8 protein-coding genes are annotated in these 13,809 nt (G+C 69.7%); all 8 read right to left on the bottom strand.

Translation table 11 applies throughout. From position 1 onward, the window contains the following. Window positions 1-557: 557 nt before the first annotated feature. Window positions 558-3,149, bottom strand: coding sequence for a DNA ligase D (gene ligD, locus GGR12_RS15095; RefSeq protein WP_183205387.1), 2,592 nt, complete (start codon window positions 3,147-3,149; stop codon window positions 558-560). 166 nt (window positions 3,150-3,315) lie between these two features. Continuing rightward, entirely contained in the window at window positions 3,316-4,626 is a 1,311-nt protein-coding gene (locus GGR12_RS15090) for an ammonium transporter (RefSeq protein ID WP_183205385.1), read from the bottom strand. A 194-nt stretch (window positions 4,627-4,820) separates the two neighbouring features. Further along, window positions 4,821-5,843 (bottom strand): NAD-dependent epimerase/dehydratase family protein, encoded by a 1,023-nt coding sequence (locus GGR12_RS15085; protein WP_183205383.1) that lies wholly within the window; start codon window positions 5,841-5,843, stop codon window positions 4,821-4,823. A gap of 39 nt (window positions 5,844-5,882) precedes the next feature. After that, window positions 5,883-6,557 carry a hypothetical protein gene (locus GGR12_RS15080; protein WP_183205381.1) on the bottom strand — a complete coding sequence of 225 codons (675 nt, stop codon included), beginning with the start codon at window positions 6,555-6,557 and terminating at the stop codon, window positions 5,883-5,885. Window positions 6,558-6,596: 39 nt separating this feature from the next. Then, on the bottom strand, window positions 6,597-9,026 hold the full coding sequence (locus GGR12_RS15075) for a glucan 1,4-alpha-glucosidase (protein ID WP_183205379.1): 2,430 nt from the start codon (window positions 9,024-9,026) through the stop codon (window positions 6,597-6,599). 8 nt (window positions 9,027-9,034) lie between these two features. Next, window positions 9,035-9,862, bottom strand: coding sequence for an alpha/beta hydrolase (locus GGR12_RS15070; RefSeq protein ID WP_183205377.1), 828 nt, complete (start codon window positions 9,860-9,862; stop codon window positions 9,035-9,037). 233 nt (window positions 9,863-10,095) lie between these two features. Further along, window positions 10,096-11,613, bottom strand: coding sequence for an MFS transporter (locus GGR12_RS15065; protein ID WP_183205375.1), 1,518 nt, complete (start codon window positions 11,611-11,613; stop codon window positions 10,096-10,098). A gap of 29 nt (window positions 11,614-11,642) precedes the next feature. Continuing rightward, entirely contained in the window at window positions 11,643-13,721 is a 2,079-nt protein-coding gene (locus GGR12_RS15060; protein WP_183205373.1) for a glycoside hydrolase family 97 protein, read from the bottom strand. Between the last annotated feature and the right edge of the window lie 88 nt (window positions 13,722-13,809).

The raw sequence follows: 13,809 nt of genomic DNA, 5'->3' as shown, positions 1-13,809 counted from the left end.
GCGAGCAAGCGGACAGCATCCATCGCTGTCCGACGAGGACCCCCGGACTACCCTTCGCCCGGGCTTCATCGCTCGACCACAGCCCGTCGTCGTCGAGGCGCTGGATCCGACGCCTTCCCCATCGACGGGATGCGGAGATTATGCGGGAGGCGGATACCTCGCTGCGTAGAAGAAATTTAGATGGGGGATGTCAGGGGGTTGGCGAAAAGAATAGGAAATCGACCATCCCTACTTTCGTCATCCCGGCGAAGGCCGGGACCCAGCGGCGCGCGGGAGCGCGAAGCTGTCGCGGGCGCCGGTGCGTGGATTTCGCCTCCGCTGCGCTACGGCGCCGCTGGGTCCCGGGGTCGCTGCGCGTCCCGGGATGACGAAAGGAAGTGAAACAGGAGCTGCTCACCTCCCCATCGCAGATGGGGAGGGGGACCGCCGGAACGGCGGTGGAGGGGGCGTCGCCGGCGGATGAGGGAGCGCGCGAGCGGCTTGGGCCGGCGCCGCCCCCTCCGTCACGGCGCGTATTCGCGCCGCGCCACCTCCCCACTTAGTGGGGAGGTGAACGGTCACAGCCCCAGCGTCTTCAGCACCGGCCGCAGGTTCTCCTCGCCCGCGCGGAAATCCTTCCAGGGGTCGGGCTTTTTGAGGAGGGCGGGGGCGGTCAGGAGGGTGAAGGCCTTGGGGTCGAGGCCGGGTTTGACCTGGGGCCAGGACAGGGGGAAGGCGACGCCGGCGGCGGGGCGGGCGCGGGGGGACCAGGGGGCGACGGCGGTGGCCATGCGGCCGTTGCGGAGATAGTCGAGGAAGATCTTTCCGCCGCGCGCCTTCTTGGCGAGAGTGGTGGTGAAACGGTCCGGATCGGCGCGGCGCATGATCTCGGATACCTCCTTCGCGAAGGCCTTGCACTGGTCCCATTCGACGCGGGCGGCCTTGTCGGCGCGGATGGGGACGACGACGTGCAGGCCCTTGCCGCCGGTGGTCTTCACGAACGGGTGGAGGCCGAGCTTCTCGATCTGGACCTTCACCATTTTTGCGGCGGCGATGACGTCGTTGAAGTCGAGGCCCTCGTCGGGGTCGAGGTCGAAGGTGACCTGTTCGGGGGTCTCGGGATCGTCGGGCGCGCAGCCCCAGGGGTGGAGCTCCAGCCCGCCGGCCTGGCCGATGGCGATGAGGCCGCCCGCGTCGCTGATCCCGACATAGGGTTTGCGCTCCTTCACATCGATCAGCTTCAGCCGCGGGTTGGAGCCGGGCATGGCGTGGCGCTGGAAGAATGTCTCGCCGGTGATGCCCTCCGGCGCGCGGATGATGGAGACCGGGCGGTCGGCGACGTGGGGCAGGATGCGTTCGGCGGCGAGCTCGTAGTAGCGGATCAACTCGCCCTTGGTGATCGCGGGATGATCGTCCGTCGCCGGCCACAGAATCTTGTCCGGGTTGGAGATGGTGACGCCCGCGACGACCAGCTTGCCGGGCTTCTTCGGCTTCTCCCCCGGGATGGCCAGCGCCTCCGCCGGGAGGGGCGCGCCCTTCTCCTTGGCCGGGTCGGACGGGGCCCAGGGCTTGTCGCGGACCTCGGAGGCGGCCTTGTCGTCGCGCAGGCCCTTGAACGAGGCCTGGCGCAGGGAGCCGGTGTCGGTGTAGCCGCCGTGCTCGATCTCGGCGACCAGCACCGGCTTGACCCAGTGGATGTCGCGGCCGCCCTTCGGCGCGTCCTTGCCCTTGAAGGGGTTGTCGTCGGAGGCGTTGGCCTTCAGCGCGGGGAGCAGGGTCTTGAGCAGGGGGGCGGCGTAGCCGGTGCCGACGCGGCCGAGGTGGCGCAGGCCGGCCTTGTCCTTGACCCCGACAATGAGGGAGCGGAAGCGCGTGCCGCCCTCGGAGGTCCAGCCGCCGATGACGACCTCGTCGCGGCCGCGGCATTTGGACTTGAGCCAGGTGGAGGAGCGGCCCGCGTGATAGGGCGCGTCCAGCTTCTTGGAGATGACGCCCTCGAGGTCCATGCGGCAGGCGCTTTCGAGGATCGCCTTGCCGGTGGTGGCGAAGTGATCGACGTAGCGGATGCGATGGCGGGCGGCCTTCGGGATGCGGTCCAGCCAGGCCTGGAGGCGGGCCTTGCGGTGGGCGAGGGGGAGTTTGCGCAGGTCCTCCGGCCCCTCGAACAGCAGGTCGAAGGCGAAATAGATCAGGTCGTCGGTGTGGCCGTCGGCGATGGCGGCCTGCAGCGCCGAGAAGTCCGGCATGTGGTTCTCGGCCAGGGCGCAGAGCTCGCCGTCGACCACGGCGTCGGGCCATTTTTCGGCGTCTGCGGCGAGCTCCTGGAACTTGTCGGACCAGTCGAGGCCCTTGCGGGTGCGGAGCGTCGCATGGCCGCCGCCCGAGGCGATCTGGATGCGGTAGCCGTCGAACTTGATCTCATGCGCCCAGCCGGCGCCGTGGGGCGGATAGTCGGTGTTCTTGCACAGCTGGATGGGGACGAAGCCGTGCGGTTTCTTCGCCTTGCCGGCGACGGCGGCGCGGGGTTTCGGGGCGGCAGGGGCGGCGCGGCCGGTCTTTTTCGAGGAGGTCCATTCCTGTCCGCCCGCGGCGATCTCGGCGAGGCTGCGGCCGGTGGTGACCGAGGCGTCGATCTCCATATTGGCGTCGCCCTCACCCGGGACGGCGTATGCGTCGCGCTCCTTGATGAGGAGCCAGTTGGCGCGCTTTGAGGGTTTGCCGCGGTCGGAGCGCAGACGGATCAGGGCCCATTTTCCCTTCAGCCGCTCGCCGTGGAGGATCATCTTCACGTCGCCCTTGGCGAAGGCGGCGTCGAGGTCGTCCTGCTGCGGCTCCCAGGCGCCGCGGTCCCACATCTGCACGGTGCCGGCGCCGTAGTTGCCCGCGGGGATGGTCCCCTCGAAGTCGCCGTAGTCGAGGGGGTGATCCTCGACCTCGACCGCCAGGCGTTTGACGGCGGTGTCGCGCGACGGCGCCTTGGTGACGGCCCAGGACTTGAGCACGCCGTCGATCTCGATGCGGAAATCGTAGTGCAGGCGGGTCGCGGCGTGGCGCTGGATCAGGAAGGTCAGGCCGGCCTTGCGGGCCTTGCCCTTCTTGCCCGACGGCTCGGGCGTGGCGGCGAAGTTCCGCTTCGCCTTGTAGGTGTCGAGTTCGCCGCGGGCAGCCATGGGGGGTGAACGCGGGTTGGGGGCTAGCGTTGCTGGAGTGGTTAGTGGTTAGTGATTAGTGGTTGCGGCGGTGCCTTCCGAGGCCGGGCTATGAACGATCCAGATCATGTACTGGCGGTCGATGCAGCAACCACTAATCACTAACCACTAACCACTGCGTCCCGCGCTACTGGTGAATCGTCTCGCCGTGCTGGGTGTAGTCGAGGCCCTCGATCTCCTCCTCCTTCGCGACGCGCAGGCCGGTGGTGAATTTGCAGATCATCAGGATGAGGAAGGTGCCGACGCCGGACCAGGCCATGACGGCGACGAGGCCGATCAGCTGGTTGAGGACGTTGGCGGAGGCCGCCGCCGGGTTGATGGCGGCGGTGGCGAAGACGCCGGTCAGCAGGGCGCCGACGATGCCGCCGATGCCGTGCACGCCGAAGGCGTCGAGGCTGTCGTCGTATTTGAAGGCGCGCTTGAGCCAGACCGCGCCGGCGTAGCAGGCGGGGCCGCTGAGCAGGCCGATGAGGAAGGCGCCCTTGGGGTCGACGAGGCCGGCGGCCGGGGTCACGCCGACGAGGCCGGCGACGACGCCGGACAGCAGGCCCAGCAGGGTCGGGCGCTTGTGGTCGATCCACTCGACAACGGTCCAGCCGATGGCGGCGGCGGCGGCGGCGAGGATGGTGTTGAAGGCGGCGACCGCGGCGATGCCGTCGGCGGCCCAGGCCGAACCGGCGTTGAAGCCCAGCCAGCCGACCAGCAGCAGGCCCGTGCCGATGGCGGTGAAGGCGAGGTTGTGCGGGGCCATATTGTCCCGGCCGAAGCCGTGGCGGGGTCCGAGCACCAGGGCGCAGACGAGGCCGGCGACGCCCGCGTTGACGTGCACCACGGCGCCGCCCGCGAAGTCGAGCACGCCCAGCGAGCCCATCCAGCCGCCGCCCCAGACCTGATGGCAGATCGGCGCGTAGACGATCAGGTGCCACAGGGTGAAGAACAGGATGGAGGCCGAAAACTTCATCCGCTCGGCGAAGGCGCCGGCGATCAGGGCCGGGGTGATGATGGCGAAGGTCAGCTGGTAGGCGATCCACAGGAACTCGGGCAGGCCGGGGGCCAGGCCGTGCGCCGTGGTCGGGGTGACGCCGTTGAGGAACAGGGCCTGGAGGCCGCCGACGAAGCCGTTGGTCGCCTCGCCGCTGGAGCCGAAGGACAGGCTGTAGCCGGCGATGAACCAGAGGACGGTGACGATCGCCAGGGCCGCCGTCGAATGGGCGATGGTGGAGATGACGTTCTTGCGCCGCACCATGCCGCCGTAGAACAGGGCCAGACCGGGCAGGGTCATGAGCAGGACCAGGGCCGTCGAGGTCAGGATCCAGGCGGTCGAGGCTTCGTTGAGCTGCAGCGGCGCCTGGTGGGCCAGCAGCGGCGCGGCCAGGGCGGGCGAGGCGGTCAGGATGAGCGGAAGGGTCGCGAGGGCGAGGAGCGGCTTGCGAAGCATCGGGTGTCCGGGTCTGGAGCGGAAGACTCGGCCCGAACCCGCGTTCGACCCGCGGAACGAGACAGGATCGCATTGCGCCGCAACAGGCAATTCATTTCGTGTGCGGCGCAATAAATTCCTGTGACGCTGCAGGATGACGCTGCGTCAGGGTTTGCGCGGGCATGGTCGTGCCGGTGCTGTTCGCAGGCGCGAGATCAGACCTGGTAGAAGTCGCGGTACCAGTCGACGAACCGCTTCACGCCGATGTCGATGGGGGTCGAGGGGGCGTAGCCGAGGGCGGCGCGGGTCTCGGTGACGTCGGCTTCGGTGCGGGCGACGTCGCCTTCCTGGACGGGCATCATGTTGAGCTCGGCCTTTTGGCCGAGGGCGTCTTCCAGCACCTCGATGTAGCGCATCAATTGCTCACGACGGCCGGCGCCGAGGTTGAGGATGCGCCATGGGGCGACGCCGGAGGTGGAGGGGTTCGGCTGGGTCGCGTCCCAGGCGGGATCGACGGCGGCGGGCTTGTCGAGGGCCTCGATCACGCCGTCGACGATGTCGTCGACATAGGTGAAGTCGCGCTCCATCTGGCCGTGGCCGTAGACGTCGATGGGACGGCCTTCGAGGATGGCCTTGGTGAATTTGAACAGCGCCATGTCGGGCCGGCCCCACGGTCCGTAGACGGTGAAGAAGCGCAGACCCGTCGAGGGGATGCCGAACAGGTGGGCGTAGGAGTGGGCCATCGCCTCGTTGGCGATCTTGGTGGCGGCGTAGACCGTCATCGGATGAGCCACGCCCTGGCGGACCGAGAAGGGCAGGGCGCCGTTGGCGCCGAAGGCCGAGCTGGTGGAGGCGAAGACCAGGCTGGTCGCCTGCACCGCGCGGGCGCCCTCGAGGATGGTCAGGAAGCCGACGACGTTGGAGTCGACGTAGCTCTCGGGCTGTTCGAGGCTGTAGCGCACGCCGGCCTGGGCCCCGAGGTGGACGATGCGGCGCGGCGAATGCTCGGCGAACTGGGCGGTCATGCCCGGCCGGTCGGCGAGGTCGAGGGTGTGGTGGATGTAGTTCGGGTGGGCCTGCAGCCGCTCCAGCCGGGCGTGCTTCAGGGCCGGGTCGTAATAGGTGTTGAGGTTGTCGACGCCGATCACGGTCTCGCCGCGGGCCAGCAGGCGCTGGGCGGTGTGGAAGCCGATGAAGCCGGCCGAGCCGGTGACGAGGACGGGGCCGCGCGTGGTCATAGGGCTTCGTTACGCGCCCTGCGGCCTTTCGTCATCCCGTCAATCCGCGTCCCCGGACAGGGCGGCGCGGACGAGGTCGGGCGGGATCGGATCGGCGGTGGCGAGGTCGGTCGACTCGCGCACGACTGCGACCAGGCGGAGCGCGTCGCCCCCGGCCCGGGGCCAGCGGAGGTTCCGGGACGGCGCCTCGGGTTCGAGGGCGACGCCGTCGCCGGGGATGGGGCCGAGGTCGAAGGCGGCGATGGTCTCGGCTCCCGCCTCGCCGCGATCCACCGGCGCGGCGCCGAGGGCGAGCTGGACGCGCAGGGGCGTGCCGTCGGGCGTGCGCACCGAGGCGAAGACGGGCCGGACCTGAAGCGCCTCGGGCCGGCGGCCGACGGTGACGGTGAAGCCATAGGTCGAGACCGGTTCACCCGACGCCGGACCGCGGGCGACACTGAGGCAGTAGGTTCCGCGCAGCAGGCGGCCGTGGGCCTCGGCGCCGCGGACGACGAAGGTGCTGTCGGCCCCCTCGCTCGCCGGCGGGAGGACGTCCTGACTGGTGCTGGCCGCGCGCAGCCGGGCCCGGTCCGGGGCCGTGAAGTCGCACTCGCCGGCCTGGGTCCAGAGGGTCAGGGCCGTCGAGGACGCGGGCGGCGGCCTCTGGCCGGGCAGCGAGGCGCAGGCGCCCAGAAGCGAGACGGCCCCGAGAACCAGGCCAGCGGCAAGACGCATGTCGATCATCCGGAACAGCTACGCTGACCGAAGAACAGCTTAGCGGGCGTAGCGTTCCTCGACCGGCGCATAGCGGTCCCAGACGGCGCGATCGGCCAGCGAACGCAGCAGCTTGATGTACTCGGCGTGGGTCCAGGCCAGCGGGGTGGCGGAGTTGGTGCCTTCACCCGGCCGGTAGTTGTGGGCGGTGTCGTCGCCGACGCCGTCCCAGGCCTGTTCCGGCAGCAGCAGGCCGCCGTTGGCGAAGCTTTCCATGCCGCGGACGTAGGTCTGGCGGATGCCGTTGAGCTGGGTCGTCTGCCAGTCGGCGGACTGCGACGGGGCGGCCAGCAGCGCGGCCAGTTCGTAGTGGCCGCGCTCGCCGGTGAAGAAGGGCCACAGGCGGCCGCGCTGGCCGGGGCTCATCCCGCCGACGCCGTAGTTGCCGCCGGTGTCGGTCTGCTCGCCGTAGCCGTCGTTGCCGTAACGCCGGTAGGCCGGGACGCCGTTGACGTCGTAGCGGACGCGGAAGCGGTCCTCGCGCGTCTGGTCGTCGTATTCCGGCAGGGTGTCGGTGATCGACGGGGCCAGGGGGGAGCGGACGCCGTAGCGGACCAGTTCGAGGAAGCCGCCGTCGATGATGCGGTCCTCGGGCATGGCGGGCTGGCCGTTGTTCTCGCCCAGCAGGCCCTTGTCGTTCGGATCCTCGTTGCGGCTGAGGCGCAGGAAGTACCGGCCGTCGCCGAACTCGCCCGAGGTGGTGAACATGCGGGCCTCGACCTTCGACGCGTAGTCGTCGGCGGCGGCGAGATAGCGGTCGGCCGATGCGGCGTCGCCCGAGGCGCGGGCGATGTCGGCGGCGACGGTCAGGCCGGTGATGACGGCGGCGGTGGTGGAGGGGGAGTAGCCCTCCTGCTCTTCCCAGCGCTCCTGCTGGGTCCAGGGCGGGGCGATCTGGCGGTCGTTCCAGAGCAGGCCGGCCTTGCCGCCGTCGACGAGGAAGTCGGCGGCCGGCTTGATCATGCGGCCGTACATGGTCGCCAGTTCGGCGTCGGAGAGCAGCCCCTGCTTCCACAGCTTCCAGCCCAGCATGATGGGCATGGCGGTCTGGTCGAGCTGGACGCCGACCCATTCGATTTCGCCGTCGACGTGGGTCTTCTGCAGGAACCAGCCGGTGGCGCCGCTGTTGCCGGGCGTGTCGGCGCGGACCTGCACCTGCGGCAGGTAGCGGAAGGCGGCCATCGGGGTTTCCGTGTCGCCCAGCGCCAGCAGGGCCATGGCGACCTGGTAGAAGTCGCGCGGCCAGACGGCCTTGTAGCCGGTCGAGCTGTTGGTGGCGTCGACGGTGTCGCCCCACGGGTTGGACAGCGAGGCGATCAGGGCGCCGGCGTGGGTGCGATCCTCCTGGATCTTCAGCATCAGGGCCGAGGCGTAGGCCAGCTTGCCGCCGTCGGTGGACTGTTCGGCGATACGGGGGAGTTCAGTGAGGGAGGCGATGTAGTCCTCCCAGCCGATGGCGTCACCCTCGCCGTTGAAGTTGGCGAGAACGGCATCAAGGCCGGTGGAGAAGGCGCCGTTGGCGGCGTTACGCGCGTCCTGCCGGGTCTCGCCGAAACCGATGACGAAGTCCTGGCTGAAGGTTTCGCCGCGGCGGACAACCGGCAGCGCGCCGGTCAGCATGATGTTGCCGGCGTCGTCGCCGGTCGAGCGGTAGATGTGGGCGAGACGGCCATTGGCCTCCAGGTCGGTGAGGCCGTCCGAAGTCCCGACGAATCCGACGCTGGCCTCCGCGAAGGGGCGGTCGGCTTGCAGCACGAGGTGGGTGTCGCCTTCGTAGGCGTAGAGGGCGCCCCGGCCGTCCGCTCCGGCCACCGCGTCGCCGCGGTCGCCGACGCCGGTGTTGGCGATGTGCGGCTCAAGCAGCAGGTAGGGCGACACGTCGCTGCGCCAGGCGCTGACCTTGACCCTCATGATCAGGGCGTTTCGGTCGGGATCGGTGAAGACCTCCTTCACGATCTCCCAGTGACGGGCCTCATCGGTGGTGACGATGCGATAGGCGGGCGACAGCGGACGACCCTGGGCGTCGACGTGCAGGTATTCCGTCCGCGACGTCGTGTCCCGGCCCTCGACGGAGAGTCCGTCCGCGCTCATGACCGCGAAGCGCATCTGCTTGATCTGGGCCTCGTGGATCAGGCCGTACATGGTCTCGGTCAGGACGCCGTCGGCGAGCGAGAACCAGACGCGGCTAACCTCGCCGGTGCGGCCGCCGTCGCGGTACTGGCCGTCGACATAGGCCTCGTAGGACGCGCCCGCGCCGGTCTTGGCGGCGTTGACCCAGGTCGGGGTCGCGCCGGGGGCGCCCGGAGCGACGGCTGTGACGGTGGGCGCGGCGGGCGCCGACCCGTCGGCAGGCATCCAGCCCTGCAGCGTCGAACAGCCGGCGGCGGCCATCAGGGCGGCGCCGGAGAGGAGGGTCGGGAACAGGCGCATGGGGCGGCTCATCGGGGGGAAAGCAGGAAGGTGAGGGGTACGTCGAGGCGTTGGTTCCAGGACGCCTCGTTGTGCTCGGCGCCGGGGAAGACGAGCGAGCGGAAGCGGTCGGGCGTCCAGCCTTCGCCGCGGATCGTGGCGTCGATGCGGCTCTGGAACTCGGCGTAGAAGGCGTCGAGGGTTTCGTCGCCGCGGTCGAAGTACAGATAGTGGCCGCCCCTGGGCGGCAGGTCGGCGCGGACGACGCCCGTCCAGGCGGCGGTCAGGCGATCGCGCCAGGCGGCGAGAGCGTCCGGGTCGCTCAGCTGCTCGATGCGGATGGGCCAGTGGGTCGAGACGCAGGCCGCGCCGCCGAAGGTGAGCGGGTAGCGCATCAGCGCATAAAGCGAGATCAGGCCGCCCATGCTGCTGCCCATGATCGAGGTGTCCACGCGACCTGGGCTGGTGCGGTAGGTGCGGTCGATGAAGGGCTTCAGCTCGCGGACGATGAAGCGCAGGTAGCCGTCGGACAGGGGCTCGCCGCCGTAGATGGCCTGGACGTCGGCGCGCATGTCGTCGGGCAGGGCGGCGATGAGATTGGCCGGGATGTATTCGCGCAGGCGCAGCGGCGTGTTGTGGATTCCGACCACGATGGGGGTGCGGATCTGGCCGGTGGCGGACAGGCGGGCGACATGCTCGTCGACGCCCCACTCCTTGCCGTAGGCGGCGCGCGAACCGTCGAACAGGTTCTGGCCGTCGTGCATGTAGAGGACGGGGTAGCGGCGGTCGGGCGCGTCGTCGTAGCCGGGCGGCAGCCAGACGGTGACGTCGCGGGGCTGGGCGAAGGCCGAGGCCATCTGCGCGTGCTCGACGAGGCGGCCTTCTGTCGGGACGTCGGCGCGGGCGCGGGACGCATCAACTGCGAACGGGACGGCGGCGAGACCGGCAAGGAATGAGCGGCGCGCGATCCTCCCCCGCAGGGGGAGGGGGACCGCGAAGCGGTGGAGGGGGCTGGATGAGGGAGCGTGGGCCTGGCCCCCTCCACCATCCTTCGGATGGTCCCCCTCCCCCGAGGGGGGAGGATTGTTGCTCATGCCGCCTCCTTCGGGACCAGCAGGCTGGCGCCCGCCGCGAGGACGAAGCTGACGCCGCCGATGACCAGGGCGAAGACGGCCTGTTCGGCGAAGAAGGTCTTGAGGATGACGCCGAGGATGGTGGCGGCGACCAGCTGGGGCACGACGATGAAGATGTTGAAGATGCCCATGTAGACGCCCATTTTCCGGCCCGGCACGGCGTTCGACAGGATGGCGTAGGGCATCGAGACGATGGACGCCCAGGCGAAGCCGACGCCGATCATCGGCAGCCACAACAGGGCCGGATCGCGGATCAGGAAGACGCCGAAGAAGCCGGCGGCGCCGAGCAGCAGGTTGATCGCATGGGCGCCGCGCAGGCCGGTGCGGTGCGCGATGACCGGGATGAGGAAGGCGGCGAGGGCCGCGACGCCGTTGTAGATGCCCATCAGCACCCCGACCCAGTCGGCGCCTTCGGCGTAACCGGCCGAGGCGGCGTCGGGCGAGGCGAAGTGCACGGCGGTGACCGCCGGGGTCATGTAGATCCACATCGAGAACAGGGCGAACCAGCTGAAGAACTGGACGACGGCCAGGCCCTGCATGGTCTTCGGCATGGCGAAGATGTCGCCCATGATCTCGGTCAGGCCGTTGGAGCCGCCGCCCTTGCGCATCAGGCCGGTGAGGACCTGAAGCAGGCCGAAGCCGGCGATGAAGCCGGCGAGGATCAGCAGCTCCTTGGCGAGGCCCGAGGCCTGGACCGCCCAGAAGCCGAGCGCGCCGACGACGATCCAGATCAGGCCGCCGGTCATCCATGCGGAGAGGCCGCGCGCGGGCGCCGGGGCGGTTTCAGGGCGGGCCTGTTCGAAGGCCTCGATCTGTTCGGGGCTGTATTCGCGGGTGGTGAAGACGGTCCAGAGGACCGCCGCCAGCAGGGCGGCGCCGCCGACGTAGAAGGAGATGCGGACGCTGAGCGGGACCACGCCCTCGGGCGCGGTGGAGGCGACGTCGAACCAGTTGGACAGCATCCACGGCAGGCAGGAAGCGAACACCGCCCCGGCGCCGATGAAGAAGCTCTGCATCGCATAGCCGGTGGTGCGCTGCTCCTGGGGCAGGTTGTCGCCGACGAAGGCGCGGAACGGCTCCATGGTGATGTTGATGGAGGCGTCCATGATCCAGAGCATCGACGCGGCGATCCAGAGCTCGCGCGAGTGCGGCATGAACAGCAGGGCCACGGTGGTCAGGATCGCGCCGACCAGGAAATAGGGCCGGCGGCGGCCCAGCGGGCCCCAGGTGCGGTCGCTGAAATGGCCGACGATCGGCTGGATCAACAGGCCGGTGAGCGGCGCCGCGATCCACAGGATGGCCAGCGAATCCACGTCCGCGCCGAGTGTCTGGAAGATGCGGCTGGTGTTGGCGTTCTGCAGGCCGAAGCCGATCTGGATGCCGAAGAAGCCGACGCACATGTTCCAGATGGCCCACCCGCTGAGGCGCGGGCGGGAGGCGACGGGCGTGGCCGCGTCAGTCGTGGTGGTGGTCATGCGCGTCTGCCTCCCCGCAGATGTTCAGTTCAGCGACGGCTACGGCCGACGGGCACGAAGCGGATGGCCTGGCCGCCGCCCGGCGCGAGGCGCAGGGTGAGGGTGTCGGCCGAGGTGACCTCGGCGGTCTCGATGACGATGTCCTCGCGCTTGCCCTTCCAGTCGGCCTGGGGACCGTCGCGGTAGATTTCGGCGCGGTAGCGGCGGCCGGCGTCGAGGAAGCCGAGCGGGGCGGTCAGCACGCGCGGCTGCTCGTCGGAGACGGAGCCGAGGAACCATTCGTCGGAGCCGCGGGCCTTGCGGGCGATGGTGACGAAGTCGCCGATCTCGCCGTTGATGACGCGGGTGTCGTCCCAGTCGACGGCGACGTCCTTGATGAACTGGAACGGGGCCGGGTTGGCCTCGTAATTCTCGAGCAGGTCGGCGGCCATCTGGATCGGGCTGTAGATGACGACGTACAGCGCCAGCTGCTTGGCCCAGGTGGTGGCGATGCCGTCGGGGCTGCGGGTCTGCATGCCGAAGACGCCCGGCGTGTAGTCCATCGGCCCGGCGAGCAGGCGGGTGAAGACCAGGTTGGCCTCGTGCTCGGGCGGGTTGCCCGGCTGGCCCCAGGCGCTGAACTCCATGCCGCGGGCGCCTTCGCGCGAGATCATGTTCGGGTAGGTGCGGCGCAGGCCGGTGTCCTTGAACGGCTCGTGAGCGTTGACCGCGACCTGGTATCTGGCGGCGGTCTTCACGACGTTCAGGTGGTGCTGGGCCATCGGCTGGCTTTCGTGCCAGGCGAGGCGGGGCTGGCCGTCGGGGCCTTTCACCCGGGCGCCGCCGGCGTCGGCGACATAGCCGGTCTTCACCGAGTGCCAGCCGAAGCGCTGCATCTGGGCGAAGGCGGCGTCGAGCTGCTGTTCGTAGTGGAAGGCGTTCCCGCCGGTCTCGTGGTGGCCGATGATCTCGACGCCCTTGGAGCGGGCGTAGGCGGCGACGCGCTCGATGTCGAAATCGGGGTAGGCCTGGGTGAAGCTGTAGTCCCAGCCGGTGCCGAACCAGTCGCCGTCCCAGCCGACGTTCCAGCCCTCGATCAGCACGCCGCCGAAGCCGTTCTTGGCGGCGAAGTCGATGTGTTTGATGGCGTTTTCGGTGGTGGCGCCGTGCTTCGGACCCGCGTGCCAGGTCTTCTTGTCGAGGTGCATCTCCCACCAGATGCCGACGTATTTCATCGGCCTGAACCAGCTGACGTCGCCGAGGGCGTTGGTCTCGTTGAGGTTCAGGATCAGGCTGGACTCGACCAGGCCGGCGGCGCTGTCCGAGATCTGCAGGGTGCGCCAGGGGGTGGCGAAGGGGGCGGTCAGTTCGACGGCGGCGTTGGACAGGCCGGGCGTCAGCGCCGCCTTGAAGCGGCCGCCCTCGACCCGACGCAGGTTCATGCCGGCGTAGTCGATCAGGGCCGCCTCGTGGATCGAGACGTGCAGGCCGTCGTCGGTGCGGACGGTCAGCGGGGTCTGGGCGACGCCGACTGAGTCGATGGCGGTGCGGTTGTAGAGATACTCCTCGCGGTTCCACTCGAAGGCGGGGATCCACCAGGCCGTGCCGCTGTCGGCGACGGCGAACTCGGTCAGCTCCTCGCCGATCTTCACCGAGGTCAGGTTGGGCTGTTCCGGGAACTCGTAGCGGAAGCCGAGGCCGTCGTCGTAGAGGCGGAAGACGACGTCGACGCGGCGCTGCAGGCCGCCCCTTTCGGTCAGGTGGACGCGCAGCTGGGTGTAGCGGTTGCGGATGAAGCGCCGCTCGCCCCACGGCTGCTCCCAGGTGTCGTCGTGCTGGGTCGGGGCTTCGGCGGTGACCGTGAGGTTGCGCTCCAGCTTGGGGCCGTCGGTGAGGATGAAGCCGAGGCGTGAGGCGGTGATGACCGGGCGACCGAGGCGGGTGACCGTGTACTCAGGCCGGCCCTCGCCGGTGACGCCGACCTCGACCGTCAGCACGCCTTCGGGCGACGAGGCGCGGGCCTGACCGACGTTTCCGACAGGCGCCTGGGCGACGTCCTGGGCCAGCGCCGATCCCGGCAGGGCCGCCAGAAGGGCCGCGGAGGAGACGAGGAAGCGGCGGGTCAGCATGCGGGGGAACTCCGGATTACAGGACTTGCCAAGCGCCACGGGAGCGGCGCAAAACAAGCAAGGTTTGCAGCAAATTTTGCAGCGCGAC

This window comes from Brevundimonas lenta, assembly GCF_014196335.1.
GTDB lineage: Bacteria > Pseudomonadota > Alphaproteobacteria > Caulobacterales > Caulobacteraceae > Brevundimonas > Brevundimonas lenta.
Note: the sequence above shows the minus strand (reverse complement) of the source record. Positions and strands in the feature narration are given on the sequence as shown.

Excerpts from the sequence above, each read along its gene's own strand:
- GGR12_RS15070 (WP_183205377.1), bottom strand. The coding sequence starts at position 9,862 with ATGGCCTCGGCCTTCGCCCAGCCCCGCGACGTCACCGTCTGGCTGCCG.
- GGR12_RS15075 (WP_183205379.1), bottom strand. The coding sequence starts at position 9,026 with ATGCGCCTGTTCCCGACCCTCCTCTCCGGCGCCGCCCTGATGGCCGCC.
- GGR12_RS15090 (WP_183205385.1), bottom strand. The coding sequence starts at position 4,626 with ATGCTTCGCAAGCCGCTCCTCGCCCTCGCGACCCTTCCGCTCATCCTG.
- ligD (WP_183205387.1), bottom strand. The coding sequence starts at position 3,149 with ATGGCTGCCCGCGGCGAACTCGACACCTACAAGGCGAAGCGGAACTTC.
- GGR12_RS15065 (WP_183205375.1), bottom strand. The coding sequence starts at position 11,613 with ATGACCACCACCACGACTGACGCGGCCACGCCCGTCGCCTCCCGCCCG.
- GGR12_RS15085 (WP_183205383.1), bottom strand. The coding sequence starts at position 5,843 with ATGACCACGCGCGGCCCCGTCCTCGTCACCGGCTCGGCCGGCTTCATC.
- GGR12_RS15080 (WP_183205381.1), bottom strand. The coding sequence starts at position 6,557 with ATGCGTCTTGCCGCTGGCCTGGTTCTCGGGGCCGTCTCGCTTCTGGGC.
- GGR12_RS15060 (WP_183205373.1), bottom strand. The coding sequence starts at position 13,721 with ATGCTGACCCGCCGCTTCCTCGTCTCCTCCGCGGCCCTTCTGGCGGCC.